At 41.6% G+C, this 16,754-nt stretch carries 16 protein-coding genes and 1 pseudogene; 10 read left to right on the top strand and 7 right to left on the bottom strand.

Annotation, left to right across the window (positions count from 1 at the left end):
* Positions 1-33 precede the first annotated feature (33 nt).
* Positions 34-1,581, bottom strand: a complete 1,548-nt coding sequence (locus AACT52_RS10830) for a mercuric reductase (protein WP_073630757.1) — start codon at positions 1,579-1,581, stop codon at positions 34-36.
* Between the two features lie 273 nt (positions 1,582-1,854).
* Positions 1,855-2,559, bottom strand: coding sequence for a TIGR04283 family arsenosugar biosynthesis glycosyltransferase (locus AACT52_RS10825; protein WP_073630755.1), 705 nt, complete (start codon positions 2,557-2,559; stop codon positions 1,855-1,857).
* Positions 2,560-2,614: 55 nt separating this feature from the next.
* Between AACT52_RS10825 and ttcA the strand changes: the two genes are divergently transcribed.
* The 3 genes from ttcA to mtnC all read left to right on the top strand — a co-directional run bounded on the left by ttcA (position 2,615) and on the right by mtnC (position 4,790).
* Entirely contained in the window at positions 2,615-3,409 is a 795-nt protein-coding gene (ttcA, locus tag AACT52_RS10820) for a tRNA 2-thiocytidine(32) synthetase TtcA (protein WP_073630753.1), read from the top strand.
* Positions 3,410-3,475: 66 nt separating this feature from the next.
* Complete coding sequence (locus AACT52_RS10815) at positions 3,476-3,994, top strand: pentapeptide repeat-containing protein (RefSeq protein ID WP_073630751.1); 519 nt, start codon at positions 3,476-3,478, stop codon at positions 3,992-3,994.
* Between the two features lie 67 nt (positions 3,995-4,061).
* Positions 4,062-4,790 carry an acireductone synthase gene (gene mtnC / locus AACT52_RS10810; protein ID WP_073630749.1) on the top strand — a complete coding sequence of 243 codons (729 nt, stop codon included), beginning with the start codon at positions 4,062-4,064 and terminating at the stop codon, positions 4,788-4,790.
* Between the two features lie 140 nt (positions 4,791-4,930).
* Here mtnC and AACT52_RS10805 read toward each other — a convergent pair whose 3' ends face one another.
* A complete protein-coding gene (locus tag AACT52_RS10805; protein WP_073630747.1) occupies positions 4,931-5,077 on the bottom strand; it encodes a ribbon-helix-helix protein, CopG family in 147 nt (48 codons plus the stop codon).
* 63 nt (positions 5,078-5,140) lie between these two features.
* On the opposite strand from AACT52_RS10805, the gene AACT52_RS10800 reads away from it, so the two are divergent.
* Complete coding sequence (locus tag AACT52_RS10800; protein WP_073630843.1) at positions 5,141-6,319, top strand: RNA-guided endonuclease InsQ/TnpB family protein; 1,179 nt, start codon at positions 5,141-5,143, stop codon at positions 6,317-6,319.
* A 192-nt stretch (positions 6,320-6,511) separates the two neighbouring features.
* On the top strand, positions 6,512-7,753 hold the full coding sequence (locus AACT52_RS10795; protein ID WP_073630745.1) for an LL-diaminopimelate aminotransferase: 1,242 nt from the start codon (positions 6,512-6,514) through the stop codon (positions 7,751-7,753).
* Between the two features lie 157 nt (positions 7,754-7,910).
* Here AACT52_RS10795 and AACT52_RS10790 read toward each other — a convergent pair whose 3' ends face one another.
* Positions 7,911-8,141: a hypothetical protein gene (locus tag AACT52_RS10790; RefSeq protein WP_071838395.1), complete on the bottom strand. Its 231-nt coding sequence runs from the start codon at positions 8,139-8,141 to the stop codon at positions 7,911-7,913.
* A gap of 176 nt (positions 8,142-8,317) precedes the next feature.
* Here AACT52_RS10790 and AACT52_RS10785 point away from each other — a divergent pair.
* Both AACT52_RS10785 and AACT52_RS10780 read left to right on the top strand, forming a co-directional pair.
* Positions 8,318-8,506: pseudogene (locus tag AACT52_RS10785) on the top strand (LL-diaminopimelate aminotransferase); the annotation flags it as partial.
* Positions 8,507-8,675: 169 nt separating this feature from the next.
* Positions 8,676-10,700 (top strand): AbiA family abortive infection protein, encoded by a 2,025-nt coding sequence (locus tag AACT52_RS10780; RefSeq protein ID WP_233153911.1) that lies wholly within the window; start codon positions 8,676-8,678, stop codon positions 10,698-10,700.
* Positions 10,701-10,778: 78 nt separating this feature from the next.
* Here the strand turns inward: AACT52_RS10780 and AACT52_RS10775 are convergent, their stop codons facing one another.
* Entirely contained in the window at positions 10,779-11,048 is a 270-nt protein-coding gene (locus AACT52_RS10775; protein ID WP_073630739.1) for a DUF433 domain-containing protein, read from the bottom strand.
* A 169-nt stretch (positions 11,049-11,217) separates the two neighbouring features.
* Here AACT52_RS10775 and AACT52_RS10770 point away from each other — a divergent pair, with 169 nt between their 5' ends.
* A complete protein-coding gene (locus AACT52_RS10770) occupies positions 11,218-11,409 on the top strand; it encodes a DUF2281 domain-containing protein (protein WP_233153910.1) in 192 nt (63 codons plus the stop codon).
* The gene (locus tag AACT52_RS10765; RefSeq protein ID WP_073630735.1) at positions 11,396-11,785 is read left to right on the top strand and encodes a type II toxin-antitoxin system death-on-curing family toxin; all 390 of its coding nucleotides are present in this window, start codon (positions 11,396-11,398) and stop codon (positions 11,783-11,785) included. The genes AACT52_RS10770 and AACT52_RS10765 overlap by 14 nt, the downstream gene beginning before the upstream one ends.
* Positions 11,786-11,809: 24 nt before the next feature.
* Here AACT52_RS10765 and AACT52_RS10760 read toward each other — a convergent pair whose 3' ends face one another.
* Together AACT52_RS10760 and AACT52_RS10755 are read right to left on the bottom strand one after the other, a co-directional pair.
* Positions 11,810-12,775, bottom strand: coding sequence for an orange carotenoid protein N-terminal domain-containing protein (locus AACT52_RS10760; RefSeq protein ID WP_073630733.1), 966 nt, complete (start codon positions 12,773-12,775; stop codon positions 11,810-11,812).
* Positions 12,776-13,579: 804 nt separating this feature from the next.
* A complete protein-coding gene (locus tag AACT52_RS10755) occupies positions 13,580-13,798 on the bottom strand; it encodes a hypothetical protein (protein WP_073630730.1) in 219 nt (72 codons plus the stop codon).
* A 542-nt stretch (positions 13,799-14,340) separates the two neighbouring features.
* Between AACT52_RS10755 and AACT52_RS10750 the strand changes: the two genes are divergently transcribed.
* Entirely contained in the window at positions 14,341-16,752 is a 2,412-nt protein-coding gene (locus AACT52_RS10750) for a sucrose synthase (RefSeq protein WP_073630728.1), read from the top strand.
* Positions 16,753-16,754 lie beyond the last annotated feature (2 nt).

Genomic DNA, 16,754 nt, shown 5'->3' with positions numbered 1-16,754 from the left:
TGAAGTCCTCACTACAAACAGTCTTATTACGGGTTAGGAAAACTTTTTCACCCATGCTAACAGTCGTTTGGTGTTTGGTGTGAGGGCAGTAGAGAGATAGTAAGCATCTGCAGCCTTCCTAATGGCTTCAGCTTGAGTTGGGTAAGGATGAATCACTTGGCTCAGCTTGTTCAAGCCAATATTATGGACAATTGCCGTTGTTATCTGTGAAATCATCTCACCCGCATGACGGGCAACAATGGTCGCGCCTAATATTTTATCAGACCCTTTTGGATGGTGGATTTTCACAAATCCTTCCTCTTCACCATCGGCGATCGCTCGGTCTACATCACTAAATGGTACTTTAATCGTCGCGACATCAATACCCATTTCCTGCGCTTGGTGTTCGTACATTCCAACATGAGCAATCTCGGGATCAGTATAAGTGACCCAAGGCATAACTAAATTGCTGAGTTTTTGTCGTCCCAAACCAAAAGGAGAAAACAGTGCATTTCTAATCACAATCCGCGCAGCAGCATCAGCAGCATGGGTAAACTTCCAGTTCATGCAGATATCGCCAGCTGCAAAAATCCTTGGATTTGTCGTTTGCAGGTAATCATTCACCATCACACCGTGGCGCTGGTCGTATTCTACCCCGACTGCTTCTAAATTCAGACCTTCCACATTTGGGGCGCGTCCTGTACCTATTAAAATGTCATCTACTGTCACAACATCCTGCTTGCCATTACAGGTAAAGTAAACATTTTTACCTTCGTTAGTCTTTTCCACGTTCTGTATCTGGGAATTCAGCACCAAGCGAATTCCTTCGCGAATGAAGACTTTTTCGACAATCTCCGCTGCGTCAGCATCTTCTTTATTGAGGATATGAGTTCCTTTGTGCAAAAGTGTCACCTCACAACCTAAGCGTCGAAAAGCCTGCGCCAATTCGCCGCCAATAGGTCCACCACCAATCACCACCAAGCTTTGGGGTTTTTGGATCAAAGAAAACACTGTTTCATGCGTCAGGCAACCCGCTTCTTCAATTCCTGGAATTGAAGGTAACATGGGTCTGGCTCCCGTAGCTATCACCGCTTTTTTAAACCGGAGAGTTTTGTCGCCAACTTCCACGGTATCGTTGCTGACAAACTGAGCGTTCCCTAAAAAGACATCTACCCCCATCTTTTGAAACCGCACCGCTGAGTCATGGTAGCTGATCCCGGCTCTTATGCGCCGCATTCGTGCCATAACTTCAGGAAAATCAACATCAATATATGGACTTGGCGCGTGAATTCCATATTGTTTTGCATTCCACATTTCGCCAACCACCCGAGAAGACCGGATAATGCTCTTTGATGGTACGCAACCAAAATTCAAACAATCCCCACCCATAAGGTGTTTTTCAATCAAGGCAACTTTCAAACCCACACCCACAAGCGCTGCACCTCCAGCCGCCACCAAGCCTGCTGTACCCGCACCAATAACCACTAAGTCGTAACAATCAGCAGGTTGAGGATTGACCCAATTCTGTGGATGTACGTAAGAAACCAATGTCTGGTTATACTCATCCATCGGGCGAACTGTAACTCTTTGGAATTCTGACATTGGCGTACCTCCTTTAAGAATTGAAAATGCAAAATCCTTATGGCTGTTACTTTTGCACAGGATAAAATCTAAATTGCTAACTTCATAAGGATGAGAACCTTTGCAATTTTTTGTCAGTTAAAAAAATGACAAAGATTTTCCACGCATTTCTCTACTAAACACGAAAGAATGTAATTTTAATACTCTAATTCCAATTTAAGAATATCTCCAATTGGTATATCAAACTAAGAATACGACACTTATATGATGTCCAGCTTAAATCTTTCTTAATTTCTATCGTCCGAGCCAGCTTATAATCCGTTTTGGAGAAACACCAAGTAAATAAGCCAGAATAATGATTTGATTGGTCAGCGTGGTTTTGAAAACTCCGTTTTTCAGCCATCGACGTGCAGATGTCAAAACAGGCACATTAATCATGGTGATTTGTCCAGTCCTTCTTAAGCGTCGTATCAGTTCAAAGTCTTCCATAATAGGGAATTCTGGAAACTTACCGATTAGATCAAATGTTTCTTTAGTTAAAAAAATGGCTTGATCCCCATAAGGCATTTGCAAAAAACGCGATCGCCAATTCACCCCCCATTCCACCAACCGCAAACTCCATAGCTGTGCGTCTATCCTGAGTGCAAAAGCACCCGCCACAACCCCTCTTTGTTGCAGTGCAGTGCGAACCATGATATCAAACTCAGCAGGTAAGCGGCTATCTGCATGCAGAAACAGCAGAATATCGCCAGTTGCAGCCAAAGCACCCGCATTCATTTGAGTAGCGCGACCACGAGGAGCAGAGATAAGCTTAACACCTAAGGATTCAGCAATTTCCGCAGTACCATCATTTGAACCACCGTCTACCACAATCACTTCTACATTTGTACTTGGTTGAGTGCTGGCAACAGCTTGTTTTATATTTTTCACCTCATTAAGAACCGGAATAATAATGGAAATTCTTGCAGTGTTGATATTTTGAGTCTCAATTTCTGACAATATAAAAGTTTCTCCTTATATTTGTTCTTAGAATCGTAAAACAGAGGGATATTTCATGGAAGCAACGGAGGTTTTCACTTCCAAAACCTTGAAAAAGCTAGAGGTGCATCTGCGTAGTTTAGTAGGAAAAGCTATCAGTGATTACAACATGATTTCGGATGGCGATCGCGTCATGGTGTGCCTATCTGGTGGTAAAGATTCCTACACCATGCTTGATTTGCTGCTCACCCTCCAGCGCAAAGCCCCAGTGAACTTCGAGATTCTCGCGGTGAACTTAGACCAGAAACAGCCAGGTTTTCCAGAACACATCCTGCCAGAATATTTGGAATCCATGGGTGTACCTTACAGGATAGTAGAAGAAGATACCTACAGCATTGTGACACGCGTTATTCCGGAAGGAAAGACGATGTGTGGTTTATGTTCACGCTTGCGGCGTGCTATTCTTTACCGGATCGCAAGCGAAGAAGGCGCTACAAAAATTGCACTAGGACATCATCGGGATGACATTGTGGAAACCTTGTTTCTGAATATGTTCCATGCAGGAAAACTCAAAGCAATGCCACCAAAGCTTTTGAGTGACGACAGGCAACACGTAGTCATTCGACCACTAGCATACTGTTCTGAGCATGACATTGAGCAATACGCCAAGCTCAGACAATTTCCGATTATTCCATGCAACCTTTGCGGCTCTCAAGAAAACTTACAACGAACACAAATCAAGCAGATGCTGCAAGCGTGGGAAAAAGAAAATCCAGGCAGAATTGAGAGTTTATTTAGTAGCCTTCAGAATGTTTGCCCATCTCATCTCGCCGATACCCAGTTATTCGATTTTGCAAGCTTGAGTACTTAGGAGGAGGCTCAATCAAGCCCTAGCGAAGCTAGTATCTGAATTGAAGATATATTTTGTAAACTATCAATGAAGCGGAAAGTTCAAGCTTGGTTACACTCTATTTGCGGTGCCCTGTTCCTCCTTTGGCTGACTCTTGGCTGGTTGCTCGTAAATACCCCCGGTGTTCTGGCACAGGAAAACACTGTCAACTATACGCTTGCCGACTTACGATATCAAGATTTTTCCAATAAAGATTTACACGGAACGTCCTTTGCAGGTGCAAATATGCAGGAGGCAAACTTCCAAGGAGCAAATCTCAGTGGAACTATTATCACCAAAGCGTCGTTTGTAAAAGCAAACTTAAGCGGAGCAAATCTTGCGGGAACATTTGCCGATCGCGTCATTTTTGCTGAAGCCAATTTAACGAACACCAATTTTACCGATGCTATTCTCACCAGCAGTCGCTTCTTGAAGGCGGAAATTACAGGAGCAGATTTTTCTGGTGCAATCCTTGATACCTACGAAGCGAAGTTGATGTGCGAACGTGCTGATGGAGTCAATCCGGTGACAGGCGTGTCAACCCGTGACAGCTTAGGATGTCGCTGAATAGTCAACTATCAATTATCAGTTATCAGTTGATACTGTTAACTGATAACTGTTAACTGATTTAGTTATGACTGCACCCTATTCCGATACAGCAGACGTTATCCTCCTGGATATTGAAGGCACCACTACCCCAGTTGACTATGTCTTTGGGGTGTTATTTCCGTTTGCCCGTGACCATGTAGCCAATTTTCTCACAACTCATCAGCACCAAGCAGAGGTGCAAACCGATTTGCAATGGTTAAGGCAAGAGTACGAAAGTGATTTGGCGCAGGGGTTATCAGTTCCTGATTGGCAAGGAACGGAGGCGACGGCGGCTGTTGCGTACATACACCATTTGATTGCTATTGACCGCAAATCAACAGGGTTAAAATCGTTGCAGGGTAAGATTTGGGAGCAAGGGTATCGGGATGGTACATTGCGATCGCAGATGTTTGCAGACGTAAAACCCGCGTTTGAACGTTGGACAAAGGCTGGCAAACGGCTATTTATCTTCTCATCTGGCAGTGTCCAGGCGCAAAAGCTCCTGTTTCGCTACAGCGAGGAGGGAGATTTGACTGGTTTTCTCAGCGGTTACTTTGACACCCAAACTGGTTCTAAAAGGGAGGCTCAAAGCTATCACAAAATAGCCGATGCTATTGGAGTCGCACCAGAAAAGATTCTCTTTATCTCAGACGTAACAGCTGAGTTGAAAGCTGCTCAGGGTGCTAAAATGCAAACGCTCTTTTCCATACGACCAGGAAATCATTCGTTGGACTCGGAAGGATTTGTGGTGATTCAGAATTTTGATAGCGTTTGAGTCGATTTGTACTGCTATTTCAAGATTATCTTTACAGCAATAAAAGCAGAAAGCCCACTCCAACGAGCGTGTGGGACGGACAGTTGCTGTGAGTTCGGGAAACCCTCCTTCAGCACTGTCCTCATGAATGCGTAGCACCTTTAGGTGCAGTCAGATATTATCTTCTCAAGAGAACGAATCCATTCACGAACTAAGTCTGTCTTGGTTCGTTTTGTTTTTTCTGCATACTTTTCTAGAATTCTCATTTCATGTTCTGGAACTCTAATGCTTAATCTAATTTCTTTCATATTTGTGTTGCATATATGAACACAAATATGCTAACATATATTTATCGTCAAAAGATCAAAACGATGTTAGTCTTAGAAGCCAAGTTAAAAGGGAAACAAAGTCAATACAATCTATTGGATGAAGCAATTAGAACGGCTTTGTTTGTTCGTAACAAGGCTCTAAGACATTGGATGGATAACAAGGATGTTGGCAAGAATGACCTTCAAAAACTCTGTAGTGTTTTAGCTAAAGAATTTGACTTTGCTGATAAGTTAAATTCTATGGCTCGTCAAGCATCTGCTGATAGAGCATGGTTTGCAATATCTCGGTTCTACGATAATTGCAAAAAGCAGAAACCAGGTAAAAAAGGCTATCCAAAATTTAAAAAACGAGGACATTCTGTTGAATATAAAACAACAGGTTGGAAGCTATCAGATGACAGAAAAAACATCACATTCACAGATGGTTATCAGGCTGGAAGATTTAAGCTTGTTGGTACTTTGTACCTTCCGTTCTACTCTGTTAAGCAGATTAAGCGCGTCAGAATAGTTAAACGGGCGGATGGTTACTATTGTCAATTCTGTGTTGATATAGAACGTCAAGAACAACATCAGCATAATGGAAAACAAGTAGGAATTGATGTAGGACTTGAGTTTTTCTACACTGATTCTAATGGGAGTACTGTTGAAAATCCTAGAGTCTTGCGTAAAGCTGAGAAAGCTTTAAAACGTAAACAACGCAAAGTATCTAAATGTAAAAAAGGTTCATCTAATCGTCGGAAAGCTGTAAAGAAGTTAGCTAAGAAGCACCTCAAGGTAAGTAGACAGAGGAAAGATTTTGCTGTTAAGACAGCAAGAACTCTAGTCCAGTCAAACGACTTGGTAGTCTATGAGGACTTGCAGGTAAAGAACATGATAAAAAATAGACGCTTGGCTAAGTCTATCAGCGATGCATCATGGTCACTGTTCACTAGTTGGGTGGACTACTACGCCAAAATATTTGGTACTTGGGCAATAGCAGTTGCACCACACTACACATCGCAAGACTGCTCCAATTGTGGGACACGAGTTAAAAAATCTTTGTCTACTCGTACCCACAAGTGTCATGAATGTGGAACAGTCCTGCATCGTGATCACAATGCAGCAAAACAAATTCTGATCAGAGGAATAAAAAGTACCGTAGGGCATACGGAATCTAAAGCTTGTGGACAGAACAACCTCTGCTTAGGTGAGGAAACTCCTTTAAGTAAGTTGACTGGATGAAGCAAGAATCCCACGGCTCCACTTCGTTAAAGCCGTGGGAGTGTCAAAAATGTATCGATGCTATGCATGAGCTGTATCGATGCAATAAATTGCAAGATAGTTAATTGCTAGCTATATTCAATACGTTATTCATCAAATTACACATAGCAATTGCAGTAAGCTGTTTATTTATCGCATTTGTAACAAAGGACTATGGCAACGATTAACGACAACTACCTCAAGCTGAAAGCAGGATATTTATTTCCCGAAATTGCGCGACGGGTAAATGCCTTTGCTCAAGCTAACAGTAACGCTAAGATCATTAAGCTTGGGATTGGTGACGTTACAGAACCACTGCCGGAAGCTTGCCGCACAGCTATGATTAAAGCGGTTGAAGAAATGGGCGATCGCGCTACCTTTCAGGGTTATGGTCCAGAGCAAGGTTATGCTTGGTTGCGGGAGAAAATAGCGGCACAAGATTTCCAAGCACGGGGGTGCGAGGTTGATGCATCTGAAATCTTCATCTCGGACGGTTCCAAATGCGACACGGGTAATATTCTCGACATCTTCGGCAACGACAACATCATCGCAGTGACTGACCCCGTTTATCCGGTGTATGTAGACACCAATGTCATGGCGGGAAATACTGGAGCCGCCAACGATAAGGGCGAGTTCGAGGGCTTAGTTTATTTACCAATTACGGCTGAGAACAACTTCACTGCCGAAATTCCCTCTCAAAAAGTCGATTTAATTTACCTCTGCTTCCCCAATAATCCCACGGGAGCCGTTGCTACCAAAGAACACCTGAAGGCATGGGTAGATTATGCCAGAGCAAATAGCTCTATCATTTTCTTTGATGCCGCTTACGAAGCTTACATCACCGATCCAGAAATTCCCCACTCTATCTACGAAATAGAAGGAGCAAGGGAGTGTGCGATTGAGTTTCGCTCCTTCTCCAAGAATGCAGGCTTTACCGGCACTCGCTGTGCGCTTACAGTCGTACCGAAGAACCTGACAGCAAAAGCAGCCGATGGTTCCGATGTAGAACTGTGGAAGCTGTGGAACCGCCGCCAGTCCACCAAGTTCAATGGCGTGTCCTATATAGTGCAACGCGGAGCCGAGGCAGTTTACTCTGAGGAAGGAAAAGCACAAATTAAGGAATTAGTCAACTTTTATCTTGAAAACGCAAAAATTATTTGCAAGAAACTCACAGATGCGGGATTAGGAGTTTTTGGCGGTGAAAATGCACCTTATGTTTGGGTGAAAACGCCCAATGCTTTGTCCAGTTGGGATTTCTTTGATAAGTTGCTGCACACCTGCAATGTTGTAGGCACACCTGGTTCTGGGTTTGGTGCAGCGGGTGAAGGTTACTTCCGCATTTCCGCTTTTAATAGTCGGGAGAATGTGGAGGAGGCGATGAAGCGAATTACAGACCGCTTTACATCATACCTTTGATTTCTTAAAAATCTTAGGCGATTGCCCAAGGGGCAGTGGCAAAGCCAATCGCTATTCCAAGGAGTAAACACAGATATCCTTTCGCCCCTCCAGGTTTTCTTGGAGGGGCGAAAATTTAAGCTTGTTTCCTCGTTTTGAGTAAAATTACAGAACCGAATTATTTTGACATTTGTCGCATTATTTCCCAATAAATACAATCCGTCTCGTCATTTGTTTCTAGAGATTTATACGAGTCATTTAGCCGCCCTTCTTGTGTCTCTAGCCCCAATACCTTGTAGGCAACGTATCGAGCAACCTTTCTTCTCTTGCGTCTACGGTTGGGTGGAGAGTTTGCGCCGAGATGAGTTAGTACAAATTGCTTAATTTGGTCGCGTTTTCGTTCTCTCATCTTTTTTATACGTATAAGAATTGACTTAATATACTTGTTAAGTAATTTCTATAGCTTTTCGCACCAACCGTACAAAAAACAAAATTTTATACTATTTAGTGAGAGTAATTATTACCATAATTATTGCTGTTTGAGAAATGGCGATCGCTCTGCCCAAACATGGGTTTTCACGAGAACTGAAAACGCCCAATGGTTTGTCCAGTTCGGATTTTTTCAATAAGTTGCTGCACACCTGCAATGTTGTAGGCACAGCCGGTTCTGGGTTTGGTGCAGCAGGTGAAGGCTACTTTCGCATTTCAGCTTTTAATAGTCGGGAGAATGTGGAGGAGGCGATGCAGCGGATTACGGAGAAGTTTAAGGTGTAAGGTGAAAAGGTTGTGGTGGGTTATGCCCACCCTACCTCGCTTAAAGCCAATATTAACGTATAAACATTTACAATAAATGAGTACTCTGGAATAAAGCTGCTTGATTTCAGAAATTATCCTATTTAACTGAGGGCATACGTTCTGTGATGCTAGAGATGCTGGAATAAAGTTGCTTGATTTCAGAAATTATCCTATAGACCCTAGAAACCTTAGAGAATTGAGTCCTATTAGACCAACACGCATGACAGATAGAATTAAAACCCAACTTGGCTACTTCATAAAATATGAATATTGGCAAGATGCTCTAGAACTTTTAAATTTTCAAATTAAACAGAAGCAAACTAATAGACATTATAATACTTTAAGTATTTTTAACTATGAAAAGCTTGATGTAGCGTGTTTAAATCTTGATTCACAAGAATATTTTAAGACAAAAATACAAAGTAGTCTCTTTTACGGCTTAAAGAAAGAATTCGCTGTATTTTCTTATGTTATACCTAAACCGGGTCTCGGGCTTAGAGACTATAAATTTTTTACATATCCAATGCGAACAATATACTATGCAGTTGGGCTTTACTTACTGAAGCTCTCACAAGAGTTTTTAGTTGAAAACTACAGAAAAATAGAAACGATAGAAGCTTTTTATGGTGGTAGTCTTAGTTATAAGAATAAAATACAAATTACATCTAAAAACATTTATTACCGAAATTTTCATGAACAATTCAAATCAAAAATCAAGGAAGAAACTATTTGTGGAACACAAGATAAAGTAATTCTCAAACTTGACATTGAGAATTATTTTAATGAGTTGTCTATTCCAAAACTATTGCATCTTTTACATATCTTTATCAAACCCAGTGTGCAAGTGAATATGGCTTATGACCTTTTTACAAGAGAGCAAATTATCTGTTTCTTTCAATCTATAGCAAATGGCAAATCTGGTATTCCTCAATCAGATAACAATATAATATCTAGTTTTATTGGATATTTATATTTGGTATTTGGGGACTTATTCATAGATGATATTTTGAAAAAAAATAGAGATGTTATAGATTCACATAAAATTATTCGTTACACCGATGACATATATATTTCAATAACTTTTAGGCAGGGGATTGAACAGGAGCGTCAAGGAGTATTTCTTCATTTAATAGGATCTCAAATTGCAGAAGTTTTGTACAGCAAGCTAAGTCTTAAGTTAAATATAAAAACAAGATTGTACCGTTTAGCAAGAAATGAAGAGAAGGAAAAACTTCTTAGAAACATACGAAAATTATCACCAAGTGATGAATATATTAAGCTTAATCGAGAGAACCAAGAAGATCAGGATAAAAGTAAAAATATTGACCAGACTATTAAGAATCCACAAGATAAACTCAATAAAATATTTCAAGAGTTAAGAAATATTAAAAAATCAAGAGTAGAAGATTATTTTATAGGAGAGAGATCAGCTCAAGAAGAAATTCTTCAAGAAGTCTTTGATAAGAGAGTAGAACAGATACTTGATAAACCTGTAAATAAGAAAAAAATTAAGGAGATATTTAAATATTTTAACTTTGATTTAATTAAAGTCCAACCCCTGGAAATTTTAGTTATACTTTTAACAGATGAAATAGCGATAAAAAACTTTAAAAAATTTTATTTACAAAAAACAATCATTACTACAAGTGATGCTGATTTAATTATTAAATTTCTTTGTCAAACTAATTTTAGCGACAATGATTTACTGTTAAAACTTAAAGAAAATATTCATATGCAAGATATTGTTAATATTTTTATGGATGCAAAATTAAATTGTGATCAACCTGGATATTATGGTTTGACCTGTATGCAGATGAGAAAAATATCAGAAATGCCCGATGTAATTGAGCAAACTCGATTAAGGGTTTTAAGCGAAAGAACTGGTTCCTATTCTGTGGCACTTAATCACCTACTTAATGAAATACATGCTTTATGCATAAAACACGAGAAAGCAAATAAAAAAGACTATGATGTTAACGATGTAGTCAAATTTCTTTATTCTAAAAGCGTTCCGCATGAAATATGCATAAAGATAAGAAACTTATTTGATCGTAGAAACTCAAACAGTGTTTCACATCCTGGATCTGATAGTAGCATGGCATGGGAAGTTACTCGAGAAGAATATTTGGATTACTACGAACACGTGGGCAAATGTCTAGACTTCCTTGTGTAGTGGTATCACTAGCACTGGCAAATCTGTCAAGCTCAATGACTGAATCTCCAAATCTCAGAAATTCATAATAGCGTTCGCTTATACGGAATCAATTAGCTCCTCTGGAATTCGATTACGCTCAATGTAGCTGTTAACTTCACTTTGGTGCTCCAGATAGTAGCTCAAAGCATCAAACACCTGAGCCAGAGTCAGATGGGGTAAACCTTGCGGGATTTCTTCAGGTGCAGCTCCCATCCGCCAGCTTTCCACAATAGCTCTCACGGGTGTGCGTGTTCCTCGAATAATAGGTTCACCACCTAAGATGGCATCATCCCTAACAATATAGATATGCTCTGTAGCCTGAACCATGATTAAATCTTTAATTTATTATCAGTCTTTATTGTGACGCTTTATCACTCATAATTGCACGCCTAACTTCTCAAGCAGTAACACTGTCATAATATTCAAGTGGACGCTCATGTCGTGCAGTAACCCTTGGAAGTTGCAAAATAAAAAAAGCTGTGTTTTTAACTTTAGGATGATGACAATCAAAGAACAACTCCTTCAGGAACTTGACCAAGTGCCAGATTCTGCCTTGCAGGAGGTACTTGAGTTTGTGCGTTCTTTAAAAGCGGAGCAGCAATCCAACTTAGAAAACCGGGTATGGCAGGCATACCTGGACTCAGAACGGGAGAGAGAGGAGGTTTACCGTCGCCTTGCCAACTCCTGATTTTCTCAACCAAACGACAGTTCTGAAGTTTCATACCAGACAAATTGAGAAGTTTGCAGGGACTCCAGGCATCCGAGATGAGGGCTTGCTGGAATCTGCTCTTGCTCAACCCCAGGCTACATTCGCAGGTGAGCTGCTGCATCCCACTATTCATGAGCAAGCAGCAGCCTACCTTTATCACCTGGCAATGAACCATCGGTTTATCGACGGTAACAAACGCACAGCGTTTGCAGTGATGGATACATTTTTGCGGTTGAATGGCTATTCCCTCAATCTCACGAATGAGGAAGCTTATAACTTGGTGATGCAGGTTGCCCAAAGCCAAATGAGCAAGTCAGATTTGGTGGGTTGTTTGGAGAAGGCGATCGCCCCTTAGGGCGCTGTTCCTTGCCCAATCGCTCTACCTAGGACGCAGGTTTAGCAGTTCTTGAGGAGATGCCAGCATATCAATTGCCACGAAGAAAATTTTGCCTTCGGGATTGAGTAAGAACCGCCACGCAATGTTCATACCAACTTGGACACCGAACCAAGGAGTTTGGACTTTGCCTGTGATTTTCAGTTGCTTAGAACCATCTGGTAGAGCCTCGCTTATACCCTGCTCCGGCATAATATTGAGTCCCTGTGCTTCTGCACGCATATAGGCAATGATTGACTCACGACCAACAATCGGCTTCTGGAATGGCGGTTGCACGGCACCATCGGGAGTAAATAAAGCAATAGCAGCCTCAAAATTATCTGCGTTGAGAGCCTCAAAATAGCTCAATACAGCAGGCTCTGTGATGCCCTCAACTGTGATCTGAGTGGGAGCTGGCTGGGTACGCGGAAACATTGGTTCTTTAGCTGCTTTTGAGTACCCACTGGAATTAACCTCAGGCTCAAATCCCATGTTTACTACAGTATTACGCAGTACCGTAATTTGCTGACCTGGATCGAGTTTCTGAATGGCTTCTAGCACGAATTTGACGCCATCAGTAATTTGATAGCCAGGCGGGATGGGAGCAACAATGCCCTTTTTCATCAACTCTCCTAACTCAAACCAAAAAGCTAGCTTAGTGTTGACACTAAAGCTGGCATAGGAACGGCTGATGGGAGTGTCAACATAACCAGCAAGATCCCTCATGAGTTGCGTTTGGTCGGCATTAGACATCTGCTTGATTTGGTTTAGCAGTCCTTCTGCTAATTGCAGACGTGCAGCTCCAGGCGCTGCGGGTGTGATGGTACGACCTAGTTCAGTGTAGGCAAACCAGAGTAATGCCAATTTATCGTCAACGCTCAGTTGATCGAACAGTGCTATGGCGGCTGGAATTGGACTAGGAACTTGAGTGCCAGAGAAAATCTTTTGCGCCGACTCAATAGATAAGGACATCGTCAGAATCTCCTGGTTTATTTATTAACTTGTTGCTTTTAAAATCAGAGCGTAGGAGCTTCAAGTACTAAACAAGCTGGCTCCCGCATCAAACAATGTCTAGTCAAAACCTCAGCGAGCGCCAAGAACTAGACAAAACCAACTATGGTAATTTGCGTGCACATTGCGTTTTTCTACAAGCGGGATGAAGCCAATCTGGAAGCTACGTGTGCAAGTACATCTGGATTACAGAGGTGGCGCTCACCTTAGTCATGAACGACGTGGCTGCGTGCTCATGAAAACTCCTGACCTGTGGTTTCATCCGCTTTGTAAACTAATTTAACAGTTTATTTAACTTTTGTAAAATTTTTTAAAAAATAACAGTAAAATTGCTGGCAACCGAGCTCAATCCAGATTCCTATTTCTAGGGCGAATTTATAGGGCAAAGGCAGTAGGGACGCAAAATAGCAATGCCTTCATGCGTATCAACTTAAGCCAAAAGTCATTATTGACAAACATTTGAGCATTTTTTGATGTATCATCTAGATTTTCGTTCCCCCCTTAATCCCCCCGATCCAAGGGGGGAAATAAAACTACATCCCCCAAGGCTTCGGGGGTTGGGGGATCTAAGACGACGGTAAATTGCGTGTTTAAGCGTGAGTGTTGACACCAATGCAATGCTTTGCGCCCCTACAAAGGATGGTAAACGCGACGCCGTCACATCTTCAAGTGAATCCTAACGCCCTGTAGTGCAGCCTTAAATAAAGTCATCGGCAAAGGCATCAGTGTCTGGCTGCGCGATCGCTCTTCGTGGCATTTAACCTGTCACTCAACGTAGTCTTGATAAAAGCTTTGCAGCAAATTGTCTAATTTCTCTTCAGGACAACATTCTATCAACGCTTCAAAAACCTCTAGCAATTTTGCTGCACTGTCTCCTAATATTGGACTTAATCCCCAGACATCCTGCACCCAGTCCTGAGGACTTGCATCCTCAAAAATAAGACGCTGTAGCAGCTGCTTGGCTTCTATTTTAGAAATCGGCATAGGGTTTATTTCTGATTTGAGTAAACTAGTATATGACCTTTGTGCTTCAGCATGCGGATAAGGTGCGCTTTGTCCAGAGGTCAAAATAATTCATAATTAATCATTAGTGATTCATAATTATTACCCCACCTATGAATACGGGGGCATTAATTGCCGATGCGCATTTTTCTTTCTCTTTTAATAAATCAAAATAATTCGTAATAGGGTAATTGATAACTCATAATTCATACAAAATACAAATTATCAATTTTGTATGAATTAATAATTATTTTGTCAAGAAGCTATTTAGAGCAAATAAAATTATATATATATTCATTACGATTTTTTCCAGAATTAACCCAAATATGACTGGCTACCAGGTGTTTGAGATTGTAAACAGATACCTAAAACCTTTCTGTAGAAGCTGATCCCTAAAGTAGGATATGCGCTAAGGTAGGGGGTAAATGATTTTCTGTTGGAACCGTTCTACGAGAACAGAGTTATTTTTTAGGTTAAGTGGAGAACAATGAGGTCTTGATCTAGCTAATGTTCAGGAATTTGCTATGCATGAACTTGTTCAAACTGTCCTAAACAGTGATGAAAAAACTGCTCTGCGTCAGGTAATCGATGCTTTGAGTGCCTTAGATAAAAGGTACTTTCTGAGAAACGAGATTTCGCAAGCTTTTGCTGACTACTGTCAGCATTCCCAAAAGCCAGCCTACTTTTTCCACTCTTCCTCTATAGGAAAACTCATACACTATACTCACGAAATTATTTTAGAAGAGGAAAATACTTGGTTTGTTCTGCGACCAAGGATTGGTAGCCAAGAAGTTTGGCGGCTAGGAGCAAACATGAGTGGCTTTGAACAGATGACGCCACAAGCTTTGTTAGATGCGCGCGATCGCCTCGTTAACCGCTATCAACCGCAAATTTTAGAAATAGACTTCAGTCCATTTTACCACGGTTACCCCAGAATTAGCGACCCGAGAAACATTGGTCAGGGTTTAGGTTTCCTCAACCGTTACCTGTGCAGTCAAGTGTTGACTGACCCGCAATACTGGTTAGAGTTATTATTTGATGTTCTTCACCGACGTTCTTACAATGGCGTCCCCTTGCTGCTGGGCGATCGCATTGTCTCAGTTATCCAGCTAGCGAAACAAGTCAAGCAAGCCCTGAGTTTCCTCAACGAACGTCCCCCCAACGAACCCTACGAGAAATTTCGCTTAGATCTTCAAGAACTTGGCTTTGAAGCGGGTTGGGGTAACACTGCATCGCGGGTGCGTGAAACCTTAGAACTCCTCGACCGACTGATTCTCACTCCAGAACCAGCCATTCTAGAAGCGTTTGTTTCTCGCGTTCCAACAGTCTTTCGCGTTGTCCTCGTTTCCATACACGGTTGGATTTCTCAAGAAGGTGCTTTGGGAAGACCTGAAACAACAGGTCAAGTGATCTACGTTCTTGAGCAAGCGCGTAACTTAGAAAATAAACTGCAAGAAGAAATCAAACTTGCTGGACTAGACGTGCTTGGTATTAAACCCCAAGTCATTATTCTTACGCGCCTGATTCCCAACTGCGAAGGAACACTGTGTAACCTGCGCATCGAAAAAGTTGACTCAACAGAAAATGCCTGGATTTTGCGCGTTCCTTTTGCTGAGTTTAATCCGAATGTCACGCAAAACTGGATTTCTAAATATGAGATTTGGCCGTACCTAGAAACATTTGCCCTTGATGCAGAAAAAGAACTCTTAGCTCAATTTGGAGGTCGTCCCGACTTAATCATCGGCAACTACAGTGATGGTAACTTAGTTGCCTTTCTGCTTGCCCGCCGTCTGAAAGTTACCCAGTGCAACATTGCTCACTCGTTAGAAAAACCCAAAAATTTATTCAGCAACTTGTACTGGCAGAATTTAGAAGAGAAATACCATTTTTCAGCACAATACACGGCAGACGTCATCGGCATGAATGCTGCGGACTTCATCATCACATCGACCTACCAGGAAATTGTGGGGACACCGGATACAGTGGGCCAGTATGAGTCTTACAAATGTTTTACTATGCCCGAGCTGTATCATGTGGTCGATGGTATTGACCTATTTAGTCCTAAGTTCAATACAGTAGCGCCAGGGGTGAATGAAAAGATTTTCTTCCCTTATAACCAGATACAAGATCGAGACATTACTGTTAGCAGAAGAGTCCAAGACTTACTCTTTACCAGCGAAGACCCGCAAATTCTAGGACACCTAGAGAACCAAAGCAAGCGACCCATCTTCGCGGTTGGTGCGATGACTCCTCTTGATAACCTTGCAGGTTTGGCGGAATGCTTTGGCAAAAGTCAACAATTGCAAGAGCGTTGCAACTTAATTATTTTGACTGATAAGCTGCATCCGCAACAAGCGATAAATTCAGAAGAAGCAGGAGAAATCGAAAGACTCCACAAGATCATCAATGAGTATAATCTTCATGGTCACATCCGTTGGGTAGGAATACACCTCCCCATAGCTGACCTTGGAGAAGCATACCGTGTTATTGCGGATTTTGCGGGAATATTCGTCCATTTTGCCAGGTTTGAAGCCTTCGGACGCACCATTCTCGAAGCTATGAGTTCCGGGTTGCCAACTTTCGCCACTCAATTTGGCGGTTCCTTAGAAATTATCGAAGATGGAGAAGATGGTTTTCATCTGAATCCAACAGATCTAGAAGGAACAGCTAAGAAGATATTGAACTTTGTTGACCAGTGCAATGCTTATTTAGAACACTGGGATAAAATATCAGAGTGGGCGATTCAGCACATCCGTAACAAATATAACTGGCAGTTACACAGCAAGCAGTTGTTATTGTTAGCTAAAATCTATAGCTTTTGGAACTTTGTCAATCAAGAAAGCGGCGAAGCCAGATCTCGTTATCTGGAAAGTTTATTCCATCTGCTCTACAAACCTAGGGCTGAAAAAATTCTAGAACAACACATGCAAAGGTAACG

The sequence above is a fragment of the Scytonema sp. HK-05 genome, from assembly GCF_963872035.1.
Lineage (GTDB): Bacteria > Cyanobacteriota > Cyanobacteriia > Cyanobacteriales > Nostocaceae > Kalymmatonema.
Note: the sequence above shows the minus strand (reverse complement) of the source record. Positions and strands in the feature narration are given on the sequence as shown.

What these genes read in the sequence shown, in the direction of transcription:
- ttcA (WP_073630753.1), top strand. Translation starts at nt 2,615, where the DNA reads ATGGAAGCAACGGAGGTTTTCACTTCCAAAACCTTGAAAAAGCTAGAG.
- AACT52_RS10805 (WP_073630747.1), bottom strand. Translation starts at nt 5,077, where the DNA reads ATGAAAGAAATTAGATTAAGCATTAGAGTTCCAGAACATGAAATGAGA.
- AACT52_RS10815 (WP_073630751.1), top strand. Translation starts at nt 3,476, where the DNA reads ATGAAGCGGAAAGTTCAAGCTTGGTTACACTCTATTTGCGGTGCCCTG.
- mtnC (WP_073630749.1), top strand. Translation starts at nt 4,062, where the DNA reads ATGACTGCACCCTATTCCGATACAGCAGACGTTATCCTCCTGGATATT.
- AACT52_RS10800 (WP_073630843.1), top strand. Translation starts at nt 5,141, where the DNA reads ATGTTAGTCTTAGAAGCCAAGTTAAAAGGGAAACAAAGTCAATACAAT.
- AACT52_RS10830 (WP_073630757.1), bottom strand. Translation starts at nt 1,581, where the DNA reads ATGTCAGAATTCCAAAGAGTTACAGTTCGCCCGATGGATGAGTATAAC.
- AACT52_RS10770 (WP_233153910.1), top strand. Translation starts at nt 11,218, where the DNA reads ATGATGACAATCAAAGAACAACTCCTTCAGGAACTTGACCAAGTGCCA.
- AACT52_RS10775 (WP_073630739.1), bottom strand. Translation starts at nt 11,048, where the DNA reads ATGGTTCAGGCTACAGAGCATATCTATATTGTTAGGGATGATGCCATC.
- AACT52_RS10790 (WP_071838395.1), bottom strand. Translation starts at nt 8,141, where the DNA reads ATGAGAGAACGAAAACGCGACCAAATTAAGCAATTTGTACTAACTCAT.
- AACT52_RS10750 (WP_073630728.1), top strand. Translation starts at nt 14,341, where the DNA reads ATGCATGAACTTGTTCAAACTGTCCTAAACAGTGATGAAAAAACTGCT.
- AACT52_RS10795 (WP_073630745.1), top strand. Translation starts at nt 6,512, where the DNA reads ATGGCAACGATTAACGACAACTACCTCAAGCTGAAAGCAGGATATTTA.
- AACT52_RS10760 (WP_073630733.1), bottom strand. Translation starts at nt 12,775, where the DNA reads ATGTCCTTATCTATTGAGTCGGCGCAAAAGATTTTCTCTGGCACTCAA.
- AACT52_RS10755 (WP_073630730.1), bottom strand. Translation starts at nt 13,798, where the DNA reads ATGCCGATTTCTAAAATAGAAGCCAAGCAGCTGCTACAGCGTCTTATT.